The sequence below is a fragment of the Flavobacterium litorale genome, assembly GCF_019613795.1.
Taxonomy (GTDB): Bacteria; Bacteroidota; Bacteroidia; order Flavobacteriales; family Flavobacteriaceae; genus Flavobacterium; species Flavobacterium litorale.
In genome coordinates this window covers 1,470,423-1,489,422 of record NZ_CP080429.1, presented here as the reverse complement: position 1 = coordinate 1,489,422, position 19,000 = coordinate 1,470,423, and the positions used below count along the sequence as shown (strand labels likewise).

Here is a 19,000-nt window from a genome sequence, read left to right as displayed (position 1 = left end):
ATCTTACTTATTATTTTTTTCTACGTTCTATAATATACTTATTACTCGGGTTAACTTTAGAACGAGTTCTGTAACCTTTTGCCGGAAGTCCTTTTCTTGAGCGTGGGTGACCTCCTGAAGAACGTCCTTCACCACCACCCATTGGGTGATCTACCGGGTTCATTGCTACTGGTCTTGTTCTTGGTCTTCTACCTAACCATCTTGATCTACCTGCTTTACCAGATACAATCAACTGGTGGTCTGAGTTGGAAACTGTACCAATAGTAGCCATACACGTTAAAAGGATTAACCTTGTCTCGCCCGATGGCATTTTTATTGTTGCATATTTTCCATCTCTTGCCATTAACTGAGCAAAAGTACCAGCACTACGCGCTATAACAGCACCTTGACCTGGACGTAACTCAATACAAGATATTACAGTTCCCAGAGGAATTTTACTTAAAGGCAATGCATTTCCAATTTCTGGCGATGCATCTTCTCCTGAAACTACAGTTTGACCTACTTGAAGCCCATTTTGAGCAATCATGTAAGCCTTCTGTCCGTCAGCATACTCCAATAATGAAATGAATGCTGAACGGTTCGGATCGTATTCAATTGTTTTAACTGTAGCTGTAACACCTGGTTTAGCTCTTTTAAAATCAATTATACGATATCTTTGCTTGTGACCACCGCCTTTATAACGCATGGTCATTTTTCCTTGACTATTTCTACCTCCTGAGTTTTTTTTCGGCGCGATTAATGAACGCTCCGGCTTATCAGTTGTAATAGTGTCAAAGCTATTAACAACTCTAAAACGCTGACCCGGGGTAATAGGTTTTAATTTTCTTACTGACATTTTATCTTAGATATTGTTGTAAAAATCTATTGTTTCTCCTTCTTGTACTTGTACAATTGCTTTTTTATAAGCATTTGTCTTTCCTGATATTAAACCACTCTTAGTGTATTTAACCGATCTATCAGCTCTGTAATTCATCGTGTTAACACCTACTACAGAAACCCCATAAGCAGCCTCAACAGCATTTTTTATCTGGATTTTGTTAGCTCTCTTGTCAACAACAAAACCAAAGCGGTTAAAAATCTCTCCGTCCTTAGTTATTTTTTCAGTGATGATAGGCTTAATTATAATGCTCATAATGCTATTATTTGCTTAAATTTTCTACAATCCCTTCTAACGAACTCTCTGCAAGAACTAAACTATTTGTATAAACAATTCCATAAGTGTTTAATTCTGAAGCAGTTATAACGCTAGAGTTTTTTAAATTGCGTGACGACAAATATACATTTTTATTTGTATCGCCCAACACAAATAAAGATTTTTTATTATCTAACCCTAAAGCTTTCAAAACATTAATGAAATTTTTAGTGTTTGGCGCATCAAAATTAAAATCTTCAACCACTACTAAATTAGCTTCTTTTGCTTTTAACGTTAATGCTGTTTTTCTTGCTAAACGCTTAAGGTTTTTATTAAGTTTAAAAGAATAGCTTCTTGGTCTTGGACCGAAAACTCTTCCTCCACCCTTAAATAAAGGGTTTTTAATACTACCTGCACGAGCTGTACCTGTTCCTTTTTGCTTTTTTATCTTACGTGTACTACCTGTTATCTCAGCTCTTTCTTTGGCTTTGTGAGTACCCTGTCTTTGGTTAGCAAGATATTGTTTAACATCAAGGTAAACAGCATGTTTATTAGGCTCGATTGCGAATACTGAATCAGAAAGGGTTACCGTTCTGCCAGTTTCTTTTCCGTTGATATCTAATACTTTTACTTCCATTACTTCTGAATGATTACATACGAGTTTTTATGTCCTGGAACAGCACCTTTAACAACAAGAAGGTTCTTATCTGCCACAACTTTTAAAACTGCAAGGTTTTGTACTGTTACATTTTCTCCACCCATTCTTCCTGCCATACGCATACCTTTAAATACCCTTGATGGATATGATGATGCACCAACAGAACCTGGAGCTCTTAATCGGTTATGCTGACCGTGTGTTGCTTGACCTACACCGCCAAAGCCGTGACGTTTTACAACACCTTGGAAACCTTTACCTTTTGATACTCCTTGTACATCTACAAATTCGCCCTCGCTGAACAAATCTACAGTTAGAACATCTCCTAAGTTATGTTCTTCTTCAAATTCCTTGAATTCAACGACTTTTCTTTTACCAGAAGTACCTGCTTTTTTAAAGTGACCTTCGGCCGCTTTTGTTACGTGTTTTTCTGATTTGTCATCGAAACCAAGTTGCAACGCATTATACCCGTCAACCTCATTGGTTCTGACTTGGGTAACGACACATGGACCTGCTTCGATTACTGTACAAGGAATGTTTTTCCCGTTTTCGTCGAAAATGCTAGTCATGCCGATTTTTCTTCCAATTAACCCAGACATATTAAACTAATTATTAATTACTATTTATTAAATTTTAATTTGGTAATACGATATAAGAATTGAGTACCGAGATAATACTCAGTACTCAACCTTTATAAACTCAATTACTTTGTAATTATACCTTTATCTCTACTTCTACTCCACTAGGAAGCTCTAATTTCATTAAAGCATCAATAGTTTTTGAAGATGAGCTATAGATATCTAAAAGCCTTTTGTAAGAACTAACTTCAAATTGCTCTCTTGATTTTTTGTTTACGTGCGGAGAACGCAGTACTGTAAAAATCTTTTTGTTAGTAGGTAGTGGTATAGGTCCTGTAACTACAGCTCCTGTACTTTTTACCGTTTTTACAATCTTCTCTGCAGACTTGTCTACAAGGCTATGATCGTATGATTTTAATTTTATTCTGATTTTTTGACTCATTTTCTTTAAATTAAGCGGTTCCTTTTGCTTTCTTGATTACCTCTTCTGCAATGTTAGAAGGTGTTTCAGCATAGTGAGAGAATTCCATTGTAGATGTTGCTCTACCTGAAGATAATGTTCTTAGGGTAGTTACATAACCAAACATCTCCGAAAGTGGAACGTCTGCTTTTACTACTTTAGATCCAGCTCTGTCATCCATACTGTTTATCTGACCTCTTCTTCTGTTAAGGTCACCAACAATATCACCCATATTTTCCTCAGGCGTTAATACCTCTAGTTTCATAATAGGTTCAAGGATAACAGCCCCTGCAGCTTTTGCAGATTCTTTATAACCCATTTTTGCAGCTAGCTCAAACGATAGTGCATCCGAATCTACAGGGTGGAAAGAACCATCCTTTAGCGTTACTTTTAAGCTATCAACTTCATAACCTGCAAGAGGTCCTGCTTTCATAGCTTCTTTAAATCCTTTTTCTACAGATGGTATGTATTCTTTAGGAACGTTACCACCTTTAACCTCATTTACAAACTGAAGTCCTACAGGAACTTTTCCGTCCACCTCGTCAGCAGGCTCAATTGTGAAAACGATATCTGCAAATTTACCACGTCCACCAGATTGTTTTTTATAAACTTCTCTGTGATTAGCAGATTTGGTAACAGTTTCTTTATACTCCACTTGTGGCTCACCTTGGTTTACCTCTACCTTAAACTCCCTCTTCATACGATCTACAAGGATATCTAAGTGAAGCTCACCCATTCCTGATATAATTGTTTGTCCTGAAGCATGGTCGGTTCTTACTGTAAATGTTGGATCTTCTTCAGCAAGTTTAGCCAAAGCCATACCCATTTTATCTACATCAGCCTTAGTTTTAGGCTCAATAGCGATACCAATTACTGGATCAGGGAAGTCCATACTTTCAAGTACTATAGGATGTTTTTCATCACATAGTGTATCCCCTGTTTTAATATCTTTAAATCCTACAGCAGCTCCAATATCTCCAGCCTCTATATATTCAATTGCATTTTGCTTGTTAGCGTGCATTTGATAAATACGAGAGATACGTTCTTTATTACCAGAGCGTGTATTGAATACGTACGAACCAGCATCAAGACGACCTGAATATGCTCTAAAGAATGCTAAACGACCAACAAATGGGTCGGTAGCAATTTTAAACGCAAGTGCCGAGAATGGCTCTTTTACAGATGGCTTACGTAAAACAGGCTCTTCTGTATCAGGATCTGTACCTTCAATCGCTTCTTTATCTAAAGGAGAAGGAAGGAATTTACAAACAGAGTCTAGCATAAACTGAACTCCTTTGTTTTTAAATGAAGAACCACATAACATTGGTATGATAGCCATATCAATTGTAGCACTTCTAAGCGCATTATTTATTTCTTCTTCTGTTATAGAGTCTTCATCCTCCATAAACTTCTCAAGAAGATTTTCGTCATAAGCCGCAACCTCTTCAATAAGTTTTGCTCTTAACTCTTTTGCTTCTGCTACAAGTTCCTCAGGAATTGGCACAACATCAAATGTAGATCCGTAGTTGTCATCATGCCATACAATAGCCTGATTTTTTATAAGATCAACTACACCTGTAAAGTCAGCTTCATCACCAATTGGCAATACAATTGGCACAGCGTTGGACTTCAACATATCTTTAACCTGCTTACATACTGCAAGGAAGTTAGATCCCTGACGGTCCATTTTGTTTACAAACCCTAAACGTGGTACTTTATAGTTATCAGCAAGTCTCCAGTTCGTTTCAGATTGTGGCTCAACACCATCAACAGCACTAAAAAGGAATACAAGACCATCTAATACTCTCAACGAACGGTTTACCTCAACAGTAAAGTCAACGTGTCCAGGAGTATCAATAATATTAAAGTGGTAAGGTTTAGACTCTGGTAATGCTTTACCTTGCTCTGTAGGAAAGTTCCAGGTACAAGTAGTAGCTGCCGAGGTAATTGTAATACCTCTTTCCTGCTCTTGCTCCATCCAGTCCATAGTAGCAGCACCGTCGTGCACCTCACCTATTTTGTGAGACATTCCAGTATAAAAAAGGATACGCTCTGTTGTTGTTGTTTTACCAGCATCAATGTGAGCCGCAATCCCTATGTTTCTAGTAAATTTTAAATCTCTTGCCATTGTTATTTTTTCTTTATGAATTAAAATCTAAAGTGAGAGAATGCTTTATTAGCCTCTGCCATTTTATGAGTATCCATTCTCTTTTTAACAGCAGCACCTTCTTCTTTAGCAGCAGCTAAAACCTCAGAAGCTAACCTTTGAGCCATCGATTTCTCATTCCTTTTCCTTGCATAAAGTATTAACCATTTCATCGCCATAGATATTTTTCTATCTGGACGTATTTGCATTGGTATCTGAAAAGTAGCACCACCTACTCTACGGCTTCTTACCTCTACATGAGGCATAACATTTGTTAGAGCATCTTTCCACAACTCTAATGCTGTTTTTTCTTCGTCCTGCTTTTTAGCTTCCACGATGTCTATTGCATCATAAAACACTTTAAAAGCAGTAGATTTTTTACCGTCCCACATTAAGTTATTTACAAAACGTGTTACCAGTTGGTCGTTAAACCTTGGATCCGGTAAAAGAGGTCTTTTTTTGGCCTGTCTTTTTCTCATGTCTTCTCTTTAAAACTCTTTAAAAATTTACTTTTTGTCTTTAGGACGTTTAGCACCATATTTAGATCTTCTCTGTAACCTTCCGCTAACACCGGCAGTATCCAGAGCACCACGAACAATGTGGTATCTAACACCTGGTAAATCTTTAACCCTTCCACCCCTAACTAATACTATCGAGTGCTCCTGTAGGTTATGTCCTTCTCCAGGTATGTATGCATTTACTTCGTTACCATTCGTTAAACGAACCCTTGCAACTTTACGCATTGCAGAGTTTGGTTTCTTTGGCGTAGTAGTGTAAACACGTGTACAAACCCCTCTTCTTTGAGGACAAGAATCTAAAGCAGCCGATTTACTCTTCTTAGTTATCTGGGTTCTCCCTTTTCTTACTAATTGTTGAATTGTAGGCATAATTATTATTAAAAATTTCTTATAATTAAAAAATCCCGCTTTTTTCGGGGTTGCAAATGTAGGAATTATAATTAATAAAACAAATCATAATTCATTAATTTTCAAACACCTCTGCAACATAAAATACCCTTTATATTTTTTCAGGTTTTTTTACGTTATTTTTACCGACAACTGTTTTTTACATTGAAGAATTTCTCCCTCATATTTATACTATTTATAACCTGCTTTTCGATAAAAGGACAAAACCTTTACCTCGAAGTTGAAGGTGCTAGCGTTGCCGAAACAAAAGTTATCGACTCGATTTCGTACAGTAAGGTTCACGAAAATGCTAAATCGGTGAGTAACGAAGCTGCACGCCTATCCGAAACCTTAATGCAAATCGGGTATTTAGAGAATCGAGAAATGAATCGTGCAAAGGTAAACGACTCTGTTTTTAAATACACCTTTTTTGTAGGAAACAGAACAAGTACTATACATATATATACAAGCAAACTTTCAGCCTTTCATAAACAACTTTTAAATATAGATAATGACACTATTGTGATGCCTATATTGGAAACTGAAAGGTTTATGAAAAATAGCATTAGTGTACTGGAAAAAAAAGGGTATTCGTTAAGTAACCTACAACTTACCAACCAAGAAGTAACTAATGGAGTACTTACTGCTTATTTAAATGTTACAATAGCTAAAAAGCGAACGCTTGATGCATTGATAGTAGAAGGCTATAAAAAATTTCCCGAAGGGATACGCCGAAACATTTTACGAAAGTACAGAGGCAAGACATTTAATAAAGAAAATTTGGAGCGGGTATATAACGATTTTAATGCCATACGGTTTATAAACCAACTGCGCTACCCCGAAATACTGTTTAAAGAAGACACTACTAAAGTATATGTGTATCTTGAAAAAGCCAAGCCTAATACGTTTGATGGTTTTATAGGTTTCGCCAACGATGAAGACGAAGGCAAGGTACGTTTTAATGGCTACCTGGATTTACTCCTTAATAATGTATTAAACTCTGGCGAGAAGTTTAACCTGTACTGGAAAAACAATGGCGAGGAGCAAACTACCTTTAATGCAGCGTTGGAGTTGCCTTATATATTTAAAAGCCCCATTGGGGTAAAAGCCAGCTTAAACATTTTTAAGCAGGACAGTACTTTCCAGACTACTGTTACCGACCTTAATGTGGGGTATTATTTTAGTTATAACTCGCGGGTGTATTTGGGGCGCAAACAAACCGAATCAGTCGATATTCAGAATATAGACAATAGTACACTTAGTGATTATTCGAGTACCTTCTGGACGTCTACTTATGAGTATACCAATTACAATTTTGGTGATTTTTTGTTTCCCGAAAAAACAACTGTTTTCTTAAAAGCAGGTTTTGGTACACGAGAAACCAAAACAACCGATACCGACCAATATTTTATAGAAGCTGATGTTTCGCAAAACATTTACTTAAACAAACGAAACATTATAAACCTAAAAAATGAAACATTCTACTTAAAGAGTAACTCCTATATTATTAATGAGCTTTTTCGCTTTGGAGGCATTAATTCCATACGTGGATTTAACGAAAATAGTTTACAGGCAAGTTTGTATACGGCACTTATGGCAGAGTATCGTTATGTACTATCGCCTAACCTATATATATACTCTATTACCGACTATGGTTATTTTCAAGATAAAACAGCCGAACTAAACGATAATTTACTAGGGCTTGGTTTTGGTTTTGGGTTACTTACCAAAAACGGTGTGTTTAATATTGTATATGCCAACGGCAGTACAAAAGGCAATAGTATTAAACTAGCCAACTCCATAGTACACCTAAGTTTTAAAACCCAATTTTAGCACATAGCATATAGTTACTGTTTGCACTAAGCAAATTACTATATTTGCGCTATGGAAAAAGAGCACCAAATATTCGGGATACGCGCCATTATAGAAGCTATACAGGCAGGCAAAGAAATAGATAAAGTTTTTGTACAGAAAGAAGCACAGGGCGAATTGATGCGCGACCTTATGAAGGTACTAAAACGCAACAGCATTAACTTTAGCTATGTACCTGTAGAGAAACTAAACCGCCTTACACCAAATAACCACCAAGGTGCTGTGGCAACCATTGCTCCTGTATCGTTTCATGACCTTGAAACATTGGTAGAGCAAGTGTTAGAAAGCGGTAAAACCCCTTTATTTTTAGTGCTCGACCAAATATCGGATGCGCGTAACTTTGGTGCCATTATTCGTACAGCAGAGTGTACAGGTGTAGATGGTATTATTGTCCAGAAACAAGGCTCGGCACCTGTAAATGGCGATACCGTAAAAACATCGGCTGGTGCTGTATTTAATGTGCCCATCTGTAAGGTAGAACATATTAAGGATGCTATATTCCATTTTCAGGGCTCAGGTATTAAAACCGTTGCTGCTACCGAAAAAACAGACGATACTATTTATGATATTAATTTTAACGAACCTTTAGCCATAATAATGGGTTCGGAAGACAGGGGCGTTAATCCATCAGTACTTAAAATAGTAGATAATAAAGCAAAGCTACCCATGTTTGGTAGTATTTCATCGTTAAATGTATCGGTAGCTTGCGGTGCATTTTTGTACGAAACGGTACGACAAAGAAGATAAAAATAGGAAAGTTCAGGTTTTAAAAAGATTGAATTATACTCTAGCTATAATTCATCATTAGTATCTTGCTCTTCTTCTACATCATCGTTTTTAGTATACGTATATACAACAGTTATACGTGGCATAGTAGCAGATGTAGGTTCTTGCAAATCTACCTCCTCTGGTGCTGGTTTTGGTGGGTTTACAAAGTTCCCGTTTTCATCAAACCGTTTCATAAATGGGTCATCTTCAGGGTTAAAATCAGGTTTTTGCCAATCATAGGTTATCGGTTTTTGGTAATCGGGAGCATCATACCATCGAGAGAAAATTAAACCTGTAATTAAACCTGCCAAATGCCCTTCCCACGATATACCTTTTTCTACATCAGGAAAAACATACCATATCATTCCGCCATATAGCATGATTATGGTTAACGATAAAGCCACCAAACGGTAATACCCTGTTTGTATACCTTTAAAAAACATAAAACTTACCAATACATATATAAGTCCGCTCGCCCCAATGTGGTACGCATCCCTAGCAATAATCCATGTAATAGTACCCGATAACAAAATACCGTACCCCATAACCTGCAACGCATGTTTACGATAAAAATAGCGTAATGCAGCAACGAGTACTAGTAAAGCTATGGAGTTATTATACAGATGTTCCAAACCACCGTGTAAAAAAGGACTAAAAATAATGCCTCGTAATCCTTTTAAAGTTCGAGGGTATACGCCATAATGGCTAAGGTCAATAGGAACTCTTATTTCTATCCAATACACTACCCATAATGCCAACACAAAATAGAGTGGCCAAGCAAATACTGATGTGGAGAATTTAAAGCGATTATCGTTCACGGCATGTAAAGTTATATTGAATATGGTATTGGTTAGTCAAGAATTTAACCACTTTTTATATCGTGCAATTTTGTCATAATGTGTAATTTTACGGTATGGAAGCACCTTTAGCAGAACGCATACGCCCACAAAACTTATCTGAATACATCAGTCAGCAGCATTTGGTAGGACCACAAGGCTCGTTAACCCATCAAATTGCAAAAGGCATAATACCATCGTTACTCCTTTGGGGACCTCCAGGAACGGGTAAAACCACCCTAGCCCAAATTATGGCGGAAGAGTCCAAACGCCCCTTTTATGTGCTGAGTGCTATTAACTCGGGTGTAAAAGAGGTACGCGAAGTAATTGAAAAAGCGAAACAAAGCGGTGGGCTTTTTACGGCTAAAAATCCTATTTTGTTTATTGATGAGATACACCGTTTTAGCAAATCGCAACAAGACTCTTTACTAGCAGCCGTTGAAAAAGGATGGGTTACACTTATTGGGGCTACTACCGAAAACCCGAGTTTTGAGGTAATACCCGCCCTATTGTCAAGATGTCAGGTATACGTACTAAATCCGTTTTCACGAGAAGATTTAGAGGCATTACTGCATCGGGCTATGGAAAAAGATGAAGTACTGCAACAAAAAAACATCACGCTAAAGGAAACCGAAGCCCTCTTACGATTATCGGGTGGCGATGGCAGAAAGTTACTTAACGTTTTTGAACTTGTAATTAATGCTACGGATGGCGATACGATTGAAATTACTAATGATAAAGTAATGCAGCTTGCGCAGAAGCATACGGTACTTTATGATAAAACAGGCGAACAACATTACGATATCGTATCGGCATTTATAAAATCGATGCGAGGCAGTGACCCTAATGGAGCTGTATATTGGTTAGCTCGTATGATTGAAGGTGGCGAAGATTTAAAGTTTATAGCCCGACGCATGCTTATATTGGCAAGTGAGGATATTGGGAATGCTAACCCAACGGCATTAATTATGGCGAACAATACTTTTCAAGCGGTATCGACTATTGGTTATCCAGAATCGCGGATTATTTTGAGCCAATGTGCGGTATACTTAGCAACATCGCCAAAAAGCAACGCCACCTATATGGCAATTGGTAAAGCGCAGCAACTGGTAAAACAAACTGGCGATTTGCCTATACCACTACACTTACGCAATGCGCCTACTAAATTAATGAAGGAATTGGGATATGGTGATGAGTACAAATACGCACATGATTACACCAATAATTTTGCTGAACAGGAATTTTTGCCTGACGAAATAGCCAACACAAAATTGTATGACCCTGGAAGTAATAGTAGGGAAAACAGTACCCGTGACTTTTTAAAAAACAGGTGGAAAGGTAAATATGGATATTAGTACCCCCCCCTTAACTTTTAAAGCTTAATATCTAGTTTTTCGCTAATTAGTTTTTCGTTTTCGTAAAACTCAAAAAACCAACTGCCCCCCTTTTTAAATACTACCCCGCTTCTATCACCCATAACTCCTATGTAAACATCGGGTTGCGATGTATTATATATTTTTAAAACTACTTTAGGCGTACTATCTACCAACTGATAACCGTTACGTATGGGCTGCCCGTATAGGGTTAAATTACCGTTACTATCCACAGCATTTTCAGGTTCAGCCGTTTTTGCAGTCTCTTTTGTAGGTTGAGCAACATTTTTAGCATTAGACCCGTTGTATTCGTAAACAAGCGCATCCAAAGAATACGATGCTTTGCGCAGGGCTTCGTAGTAACCGCGTTGAATATCTTTTTCCTTACTAATTCCTTTTTCAGAGATAAATACCTCTCTATCCCAGCAATCTTTAATCCTGATGCTTACCGCTGTGGTAAGCATACCCGAATCGTCTACTAACTCCGCATACAATGCTTTACATTTATCAAAGTATAACTCATCAGGTAATTTGTCTTCAGGATAAAAGGTAACAAATCCTTTTTTATCGAAAATACCTTTAAGGAGTTGATTTAAGTTATACTGACCCGCTTTTTTCTGAAAATCAAATTTTTTGGGTACAATTAAATACTGGTAATCACTTATATTTTGTGAGAAAGCCGATGTTGTAATTAAGATAAGGAATAAGGATATAAATTTTCTCATAGTGTGCTATAGTATGTTTTTAAGATCGAGCAAGTGGTTTACTTGCTTAATATTGGTGGGGGTTTCGTTATTAAATTCATTAAAGTAAATAGCATCCAAGCCAAAATCGAGTGCGCCTTGTATGTCGGCTTCAATGCTATCGCCTATCATAATACTGGTTTGTTTTTGGGCATTGGCAAGTTTAAGGGCAAATTCGAAAATACAACGGTGTGGTTTTTTACACCCTGCCAACTCAGAGTTGGTTACTGTTTTAAAGTAATGCTGAATATTTGAGTTTTTCAATTTGGTGTCCTGCACTTCTTGGAAACCATTGGTAATAATGTGCAAATCGTATTTTGGTGCTAAATACTCTAACACCTCAATAGCTCCATCATATAAATGGTTATTTAAAGGCAAGTGCTTAATATAGTCTTGCGATAAGGTATTTATCATCGCATCTTCTACAGTATACTCTAAAATATCAAATACCTCTTTTAATCTGTTGTATCGTAGTTCCTGCTGGTTAATATTACCGTCACGATACAGTTTCCAGTACCGTAAATTAATGGGTACGTATTGTGTTACAAAATCGGGTACATTAACTGGAATATTGTGCTTTTGTAAAATGGTATCGAAAGCCAATGCCGAGTTTTTTTCGAAATCCCATAAGGTATGATCTAAGTCAAAAAAAATAGTTTCTTTATTTACTATTCGCATTATTTACCTTTTACAATAATAGCATTTTCTATATGGTATATCCAATCGTCTACATCCGAATCGTTATAACGGAAAGTTCCTTTTAAGGTTACATATTGGTCGGTTTTTAGCCGAACTGATGCATCTTTAAACTTAATACCCATAATGGTTTCTGGTCCTGCCTGTCCGCAAAAAAAGCAAGCAGCAAATACATTTTTACTAAGCGCATAATTTTTATTATCGATAGGGATAATAAAGCCGCTCATTACAATTTCTTTTTTATTTTTTGTTTTTAATGTACTGTTTATTTTTGGGTACATTACCCCTTCTGGGTACTCTTTACTTGGCTTTTTTTCGTATTGTATACGCCCCAATAGTTTCCAACTTAACGTATCGGCAAAAACTGAAGGGGTTGAATTTATGATACTATACGAATGCCCCGCACTGGTACTTTGTGGTGTACTTAATGCCGTAAGGAAAAAACCTGATAGTATAAGTGTTGTTATTATAAAAAATGTTTTACGCATTTGCGAGTGTTTTTGATATGTTTAAACTGTATGCTTTTACGGCTGGTATAACGGCTGCAATAACACCTACTGCAATAGTAAGCAGAAATAAATAGCCTTCCTTATCCCAAACAAATTCCATGGGGTTGAAAGTCATTTTAAACTCTTCTTCCGATGAGCCCGAAATTAGCATTAATGCTATTCTTCCAACAATCGTTCCAAATAAAAAGCCCGTAATACACAAAAGTAAACTTTCTATAAGTACTAGTGCTAGTAATTGGAAACGGCTTGCTCCGTTAACGCGTAATAAAGCAAATTCGTATTTTCTTTCTTTTAACGTGTTGTACAGTGCTATAAAAATACTAATACCTGAGATGAGCATGATACCGTAGGCTAGGTATTGTAAGGCTTGTAAGCCAATACCAAATAATGAGAATAATCGGTTAATTTCTAACCCTGGCGATGCTGCTTGCATTTTGGTATTCATGGGTATCATACGTTGCCACGAGAAAATTGCCATTTTATTTTTCATTTTTACGAGCACAGCAGTTATTTCTTTCCCCTCTTCGCTTATTGGTTTGTCGTGGTCATGTGCATCATGACTATGCCCTTCATGATCGTGATCGTCGTGGTTGTGTGTATCGTGCAAAGCTGCTACTTGGGTATCATCATGGTCGTGATTATCCCCTTTATGGTTATCCTCGTCGTGATTGTGATTATGTGCTTCATCATGATTGTGTGCATCATGATCATGCTCTTCATGGTCGCCATGGTCGTGTCCTTCATGATCGTGATCGTGCATTGCCCAAACACTTTGTACATTACACAATATTAAATTATCGGCAACTTTACCTGTTTCGGTAGCAATACCTACTACTACATAGGCTTGGTCGTCGTGCACTTCGCCCTCTTCGCTATCGCCATGCGAACCAAAAAAAGTATCGCCCAATTTTAATTGCATTTTTTTGGCTACTTCGCTCCCTACTACTACCTCAAAATTTTTATCGAAAACTTTACCTTGCGCTATTTCAGCGTTGTATTTCTTTAAATATTCAGGTGTAGTACCTACTATACGGAAACCTTTATAATTATCGCCAAATGCTAATGGTATAGCGGTTTCTACAAACGGATGGTTCATCCATTGTTTTGCCTCTGTATAACTAATATTTCCTGTGGGCGCATCTACCTGATATACGGACGATAGTATTAATTGCAGTGGGCTACCTTGTGCGCCAATAACTAAATCAATACCATCTATATTACTATTAAATTTCTTCTCAAACTGCTCTTGTAACAGTATTAGTAGTGTAATAATAGCTACACTAGCCGTTAGTAGTATAATACTAAGCAATGTATTAAGGGGCTTAAACCAAATGTTTTTCCAAGCTATTTTTGTAATCATAGTAATGTTATTTGGTTCGAAAAACGATCTTTCAACCTCTGGTCGTGCGTTACAATAATAAGTGCGGCCCCATACTGTTTTGCCAAGCCCGAAAGCATATTGGCTACGATAAACGCATTTTCGTCATCAAGACTCGACGTAGGCTCATCTGCCAAAAGCAATTTGGGTTCGTTTATAATAGCGCGTGCTATAGATACCCGTTGTTGCTGCCCTATACTTAATTGTGAGGGTAACTTTTGTATTTGGTCTTCTAAGCCGAGTTGGGTTAGTAATTGTTGTGCTTTTTGAGTGGCTTGTTTACCTGTTGCCAACCACGATGCCAAAACAACATTTTCTAAAACACTTAGCGATTCTACGAAATACGATTGCTGCAATACCAACCCGATATTCTTACCTCGAAAATGGTCTAGCTTTTTATCTGAAAGTTTTGCTATATTAACATCTTCAATATGTATATCGCCCGATTTTGGTTTTATTAAACCGCCCAATAAATGTAGTAACGTAGTTTTACCTTTACCGGACCCTCCTGTTATAAGGAGTGTTTCGCCACGTTGTATTGCTACATCGGGAAACGTAAAATTGGTGCCTTTTCCGTAAGAAAAATGAATGCTTTTTGTACTTATCATGCAGTAACCATTTATGTGCTTGGCAAGTTACTTAAAAACTGGGTATTATAAAATACGGTAAAATCACAATTGTTGTTAAATTACATAGCTATTGGTTAGGTTACGTTGTTCTTTTTTTAAGAACTGTTACTATTATCCAAAACAAAAAAGCCTCAGTTTAACTAAAATTAAACTGAGACTATATAATTATTGAAAACGATTTATAACTGGCTCAATCCTCCATCAACTTCTATTTCAACACCGTTAATGTACGATGCATCGTCCGAAACTAAGAATAAAGCTGTGGCAGCAATTTCTTCCGAAGCTCCAAACCTACCTAAAGGCACTTGAGCTGCAAAATCTTCGCCTATACTATCAAGCACATCTTGTGGCAATCCCATTTTACCATAAATAGGCGTTTCAATAGGTCCCGGGGCTATTGTATTTACGCGTATTTTTCTGGATTTAACTTCCGACCCTAGTACACGTGCAAAAGCGCTCAAGGCACCTTTGGTTGCCGAGTATACCCCAAAGCCATCAAATGCTTTTTGATTAACAATAGAGCTTGTAAATAAAATAGTACCCCCATCGTTTATATGAGGTAGTGCGGCTTTAACAGCCAATATGGGTCCTTTTACATTGGTATTAAAAACCTCATCATAATGGCTTTCTGTAATTTCATTAGTTGGCGTAGGAGGTGCTATACCCGCATTTAAAAACAGGATGTCTATTTTACCAAAATGGTTTGTTGCCTCGTTAATAAGCCTAACGTTATCTTCGGGTTTAGCAACATCTGCTAAAACGGTTATAAAATCGCCTGTTAAATCTTTGGCAACTTCATCTAATGCTTCTTGTCGTCGTCCAGAAAGCACCACTTTTGCACCTTCTTTTAAATAGAGTTTAGCTGTTGCTAAACCAATTCCGCTGTTTGCGCCTGTTATAATAGCGACTTTGTTTCTTAGTTTACTCATGATTACGCTTTTATTTTGAAACGTTCGTTTCAAATTTGATTAAAAAAAATTTAAATTAATGTTTGTATTGTTGTGTTTATAACACTTTGTAAGTCGTTTTTATTTGATATTAAAATTCCTATTGTTCTAAATCCTTGTATGGACGAAAACAAATACAAGGCATATTCCTTTGGAGTTCTGTTATCATTTACCCCCCCTTCTCGTTGCCCTTTAGCAACCAAATCTTCTAGTAGAGCCAAAAATGTTTCTTGATTCCTGTTTAAAAACTTAGTAATACACGCCTCATGATGTGCCATCTCAGATTTGCAATTTGTTAGCATACACCCCCTATCATCAGGGTCGTTAATAGTATCCTGCAAATACAAATCAAAAATAAGCTCAATAGCATTTAGGGAGTTTTCCGCTTTTTGCAATACCTCCGATATTTTTAGCATGTACCCATCTTGGTAGCTTTTTAAACATTCCATATACAAATCCAGTTTACTCCCGAACGAATTGTATAGGCTAGATCTGTTCAAACCAGTAGCATCCACCAAGTCCTGCATCGACGTAGCATTGTAACCCTTATCGTGAAATACGGCTGTAGCTTGTTTCAATACTAACTCTTTATTAAATGTTTCTACTCTCGGCATATTTAATTGAAATGAACGTTTCAAAATTATAAAATTAATGAAATGCCCGAACATAAATATATGTTAAAGTTTAATCATGACTTCTAGCATCTTTTTGATGAATAAATGTTAATTGCGGAAAAACCGCAATCGAATGACTTTTGTACTATTTATATTTGCGCCGCATTTAGTGTTGACAACCAACATGCTATTAAAAATAATTTAAAATTATAACTATTATGTTAAAAAGAATTTGGATGCCTTTTATAGCATTAGTATTTGTAGGTTGCTCTAGTGACTTAAACGAGAGTGAAACCAATACTAACCAGTCAATTTCTCTTAAAAGCAATGGACAAATGACAATTGATGATTTTGCATACAACCATTGTATTATCAGCAAAGCTATTGTGGCTGTTTGGGAGGATGAGGCTAATGCTGGACGTTTTATAAATGAGGTTGCATTACAAGAAATAGGAAATGCTAAATCTGAAATAGAATTTGAAAATATTTTAGTCAATAATAGTGTTGACAGAAGAAACGCAATAAAAATAGTTCAGTTAGCAAAAGATCAAATAACCAATTTTAATAATTTTTTAATTAGTAATCCTGACTTCAAAAACAAAGATAGAACTTCGCAAGAAAATGCAATTGTTGAAGCTATTGATAATACTTTAACTTTAAATCCTGGAAACATATTTTTATTTGGTGATACCAATGGGCCTAATATACACCCATGCGACAGGGATAAAAGAAATGGTTTAAAAGACTGTTTTGATGATGCAGCTAAAGAACTGGGAGCTGGTCTTGTGAGTTCAATACTAGGTGGTGGTGGTATAGTAGCTCTAGGAAGTGCCATATATGCAACCGTTGAAGGTGAAATTTGTAAAAAAAGAGTTATACGAGATTGGCATAACTGCCTAGATGATGCTGGTATCGCTATACACTAAATAATTTATATAATGAAACAAGAGATAATCAACAAAAAATCAATATTAGCACTTATATTGTTTATTGTGTTCTCAATTCTTTCGTCTTTCAAAGGTAAAGTCTTTTTTTTGCTTAGCTTATTAGTTATGTGCGTTATATCGACTATGTCGATAATTACGCTGATTAACTCGCGTTCAGATAAAAAAATTAATACGTTTATTTTTTATTTGGGCTTTTTGGTTATAATAATTGCTACTGCTTTTGTAATTTATCTTCTCTATAAAAAATATTTTTTGTAATTCTATTTATATAATAAAACAGGGATGGCTCATAGAACCATCCCTGTTTTATTAACATACTATGTAATTGAACCAAGAAAGATTACACTAGTTTATAAAATACCCTCATCGGCAAAACTATAGTAACCATTTTCGGTAACTATAACATGATCGAGTACCGAAATACTTAAACTTTTACCAGCTGCCTTTAACTGGCGAGTTATTTGCTTGTCAGAATCACTAGGTTGTAATTGTCCCGATGGGTGGTTATGCACCAAAATAATACTTGTTGCATTTTGCTCTAGTGCTGTTTTAAACACAATCCGAACATCAACCAATGTACCTGTAATACCTCCTTTGCTCAGTTGATTTTTGTAAATTACCTTATTGGAATTATTTAAGTAAATAATCCAAAATTCCTCGTGAGGTAATTCGCCAATTATGGGCTGCATTAGCTCGAATACGGCACGACTCGAGGTAATTTGCTTCAAGTCAATTCCAGCCTCTTCCCTGCGCCTACGCCCCAATTCCATAGCAGCAGCAATGCTTATTGCTTTTGCCTCGCCTATCCCTTTAAATTGCATTAATTGTTGTATTGATAATTTACCTAATGCGTTAAGGTTATTGTCTACACTTGCCAATATACGCTTACTAAGCTCTACAGCACTTTCGTTACGGCTGCCCGAGCCAATGAGTATGGCTATCAGTTCGGCATCACTTAACGTTGCTTTGCCTTTTTGCATTAATTTTTCACGAGGTTTGTCGTCTTCAGACCAATGTTTTATAGAAAACGGACTTGTAGTTTGTTCCATAGTAATTTTTTGAGGGTGGACTGCTAATATAAGTCTTTTTTAAAAGTAGTTATACTACGTATAAATATTCTTACGTTTTACTACAAAATCAACTTATATGAAATACCTCATACCTCTATTTTTTCTGCTACTTAGTCCAAATCAGGATACTTTTTACAGTAAACTATCTGATGCTGCACTGTTATTAACAAAAGACCATGTAATATACGATGGTAGCTATTGCAAAATACCTTACCCCAACGGTGACGTAGCCAAAAACAGAGGGGTTTGTACTGATGTTGTTATACGTGCTTACAGAAAGCTAGGTATCGATTTACAAAAGGAGGTACATGAGGATATGAAGGCTAATTTCTCGAAATATCCGAAAATATGGGGATTGAAACATACCGATACGAACATTGACCATAGACGTGTGCCGAATTTGGAAACTTTTTTTACTAGAAAAGGAACTGTTTTACCTGTAACAAAAAGAGCTAGCGATTATAAACCAGGTGATATTGTAAGTTGGCGGTTGCCTGGCGGCTTACCACATATTGGTATTGTAGTAAACAAAAAATCTACAGATGGAAAACGTTATAAATTAGTACACAACATCGGTCGCGGTCAAGAATTAGAAGATTGTATTTTCAATTATACTATTACAGGTCATTATAGGTATAAAAAACAAACATAAAATAGCTTATACAGTTTTTTAACTTACATCTTACACAATTACTAGAACCCTCTCTATAAATACTATTACTTTTAGGGTTCCACTCTTAAA

At 36.5% G+C, this 19,000-nt stretch carries 22 protein-coding genes; 5 read left to right on the top strand and 17 right to left on the bottom strand.

Annotated features, from left to right (window positions below):
- Positions 1-10: 10 nt before the first annotated feature.
- The 8 genes from rplB to rpsL form a co-directional block, all read right to left on the bottom strand.
- Positions 11-835 (bottom strand): 50S ribosomal protein L2, encoded by an 825-nt coding sequence (gene rplB, locus K1I41_RS06610; RefSeq protein WP_220639590.1) that lies wholly within the window; start codon positions 833-835, stop codon positions 11-13.
- A 6-nt stretch (positions 836-841) separates the two neighbouring features.
- Positions 842-1,132: a 50S ribosomal protein L23 gene (gene rplW / locus K1I41_RS06605; protein WP_220639589.1), complete on the bottom strand. Its 291-nt coding sequence runs from the start codon at positions 1,130-1,132 to the stop codon at positions 842-844.
- A 7-nt stretch (positions 1,133-1,139) separates the two neighbouring features.
- Positions 1,140-1,769 carry a 50S ribosomal protein L4 gene (gene rplD / locus K1I41_RS06600; RefSeq protein WP_220639588.1) on the bottom strand — a complete coding sequence of 210 codons (630 nt, stop codon included), beginning with the start codon at positions 1,767-1,769 and terminating at the stop codon, positions 1,140-1,142.
- Positions 1,769-2,386 (bottom strand): 50S ribosomal protein L3, encoded by a 618-nt coding sequence (gene rplC, locus K1I41_RS06595; protein ID WP_220639587.1) that lies wholly within the window; start codon positions 2,384-2,386, stop codon positions 1,769-1,771. Before rplC ends, rplD begins: the two co-directional genes overlap by 1 nt.
- Positions 2,387-2,501: 115 nt before the next feature.
- Positions 2,502-2,807 (bottom strand): 30S ribosomal protein S10, encoded by a 306-nt coding sequence (rpsJ, locus tag K1I41_RS06590; RefSeq protein WP_114676975.1) that lies wholly within the window; start codon positions 2,805-2,807, stop codon positions 2,502-2,504.
- Positions 2,808-2,817: 10 nt separating this feature from the next.
- On the bottom strand, positions 2,818-4,953 hold the full coding sequence (gene fusA / locus K1I41_RS06585) for an elongation factor G (RefSeq protein ID WP_220639586.1): 2,136 nt from the start codon (positions 4,951-4,953) through the stop codon (positions 2,818-2,820).
- A 20-nt stretch (positions 4,954-4,973) separates the two neighbouring features.
- Positions 4,974-5,450, bottom strand: coding sequence for a 30S ribosomal protein S7 (gene rpsG, locus K1I41_RS06580; protein WP_220639585.1), 477 nt, complete (start codon positions 5,448-5,450; stop codon positions 4,974-4,976).
- A 27-nt stretch (positions 5,451-5,477) separates the two neighbouring features.
- The gene (gene rpsL, locus K1I41_RS06575) at positions 5,478-5,858 is read right to left on the bottom strand and encodes a 30S ribosomal protein S12 (protein ID WP_220639584.1); all 381 of its coding nucleotides are present in this window, start codon (positions 5,856-5,858) and stop codon (positions 5,478-5,480) included.
- A gap of 183 nt (positions 5,859-6,041) precedes the next feature.
- On the opposite strand from rpsL, the gene K1I41_RS06570 reads away from it, so the two are divergent.
- Positions 6,042-7,709, top strand: a complete 1,668-nt coding sequence (locus K1I41_RS06570; RefSeq protein ID WP_220639583.1) for a BamA/TamA family outer membrane protein — start codon at positions 6,042-6,044, stop codon at positions 7,707-7,709.
- Positions 7,710-7,760: 51 nt separating this feature from the next.
- Positions 7,761-8,495, top strand: a complete 735-nt coding sequence (rlmB, locus tag K1I41_RS06565) for a 23S rRNA (guanosine(2251)-2'-O)-methyltransferase RlmB (RefSeq protein ID WP_220639582.1) — start codon at positions 7,761-7,763, stop codon at positions 8,493-8,495.
- Between the two features lie 44 nt (positions 8,496-8,539).
- Here rlmB and K1I41_RS06560 read toward each other — a convergent pair whose 3' ends face one another.
- Positions 8,540-9,334 (bottom strand): rhomboid family intramembrane serine protease, encoded by a 795-nt coding sequence (locus tag K1I41_RS06560; protein ID WP_220639581.1) that lies wholly within the window; start codon positions 9,332-9,334, stop codon positions 8,540-8,542.
- 95 nt (positions 9,335-9,429) lie between these two features.
- On the opposite strand from K1I41_RS06560, the gene K1I41_RS06555 reads away from it, so the two are divergent.
- Complete coding sequence (locus K1I41_RS06555; protein WP_220639580.1) at positions 9,430-10,707, top strand: replication-associated recombination protein A; 1,278 nt, start codon at positions 9,430-9,432, stop codon at positions 10,705-10,707.
- A gap of 17 nt (positions 10,708-10,724) precedes the next feature.
- On the opposite strand, the gene K1I41_RS06550 is transcribed toward K1I41_RS06555, so the two are convergent.
- From K1I41_RS06550 to K1I41_RS06520, 7 genes are all read right to left on the bottom strand, one after another.
- Entirely contained in the window at positions 10,725-11,450 is a 726-nt protein-coding gene (locus K1I41_RS06550; protein ID WP_220639579.1) for a hypothetical protein, read from the bottom strand.
- A 6-nt stretch (positions 11,451-11,456) separates the two neighbouring features.
- A complete protein-coding gene (locus K1I41_RS06545; RefSeq protein ID WP_220639578.1) occupies positions 11,457-12,146 on the bottom strand; it encodes a YjjG family noncanonical pyrimidine nucleotidase in 690 nt (229 codons plus the stop codon).
- Positions 12,146-12,652, bottom strand: a complete 507-nt coding sequence (locus K1I41_RS06540) for a hypothetical protein (RefSeq protein WP_220639577.1) — start codon at positions 12,650-12,652, stop codon at positions 12,146-12,148. The genes K1I41_RS06545 and K1I41_RS06540 overlap by 1 nt, the downstream gene beginning before the upstream one ends.
- Positions 12,645-14,033, bottom strand: a complete 1,389-nt coding sequence (locus K1I41_RS06535; RefSeq protein WP_220639576.1) for an ABC transporter permease — start codon at positions 14,031-14,033, stop codon at positions 12,645-12,647. Before K1I41_RS06535 ends, K1I41_RS06540 begins: the two co-directional genes overlap by 8 nt.
- A complete protein-coding gene (locus K1I41_RS06530; protein WP_220639575.1) occupies positions 14,030-14,659 on the bottom strand; it encodes an ABC transporter ATP-binding protein in 630 nt (209 codons plus the stop codon). Before K1I41_RS06530 ends, K1I41_RS06535 begins: the two co-directional genes overlap by 4 nt.
- A 200-nt stretch (positions 14,660-14,859) precedes the next feature.
- Entirely contained in the window at positions 14,860-15,609 is a 750-nt protein-coding gene (locus tag K1I41_RS06525) for an SDR family NAD(P)-dependent oxidoreductase (protein WP_220639574.1), read from the bottom strand.
- Positions 15,610-15,659: 50 nt separating this feature from the next.
- Positions 15,660-16,241 carry a TetR/AcrR family transcriptional regulator gene (locus tag K1I41_RS06520; RefSeq protein ID WP_220639573.1) on the bottom strand — a complete coding sequence of 194 codons (582 nt, stop codon included), beginning with the start codon at positions 16,239-16,241 and terminating at the stop codon, positions 15,660-15,662.
- 218 nt (positions 16,242-16,459) lie between these two features.
- On the opposite strand from K1I41_RS06520, the gene K1I41_RS06515 reads away from it, so the two are divergent.
- The gene (locus K1I41_RS06515) at positions 16,460-17,167 is read left to right on the top strand and encodes a hypothetical protein (protein ID WP_220639572.1); all 708 of its coding nucleotides are present in this window, start codon (positions 16,460-16,462) and stop codon (positions 17,165-17,167) included.
- Positions 17,168-17,538: 371 nt separating this feature from the next.
- Here the strand turns inward: K1I41_RS06515 and radC are convergent, their stop codons facing one another.
- On the bottom strand, positions 17,539-18,237 hold the full coding sequence (gene radC / locus K1I41_RS06510) for a RadC family protein (RefSeq protein ID WP_220639571.1): 699 nt from the start codon (positions 18,235-18,237) through the stop codon (positions 17,539-17,541).
- A gap of 97 nt (positions 18,238-18,334) precedes the next feature.
- Here radC and K1I41_RS06505 point away from each other — a divergent pair, with 97 nt between their 5' ends.
- Complete coding sequence (locus K1I41_RS06505; RefSeq protein ID WP_220639570.1) at positions 18,335-18,910, top strand: DUF1287 domain-containing protein; 576 nt, start codon at positions 18,335-18,337, stop codon at positions 18,908-18,910.
- The last annotated feature ends 90 nt before the right edge of the window (positions 18,911-19,000 follow it).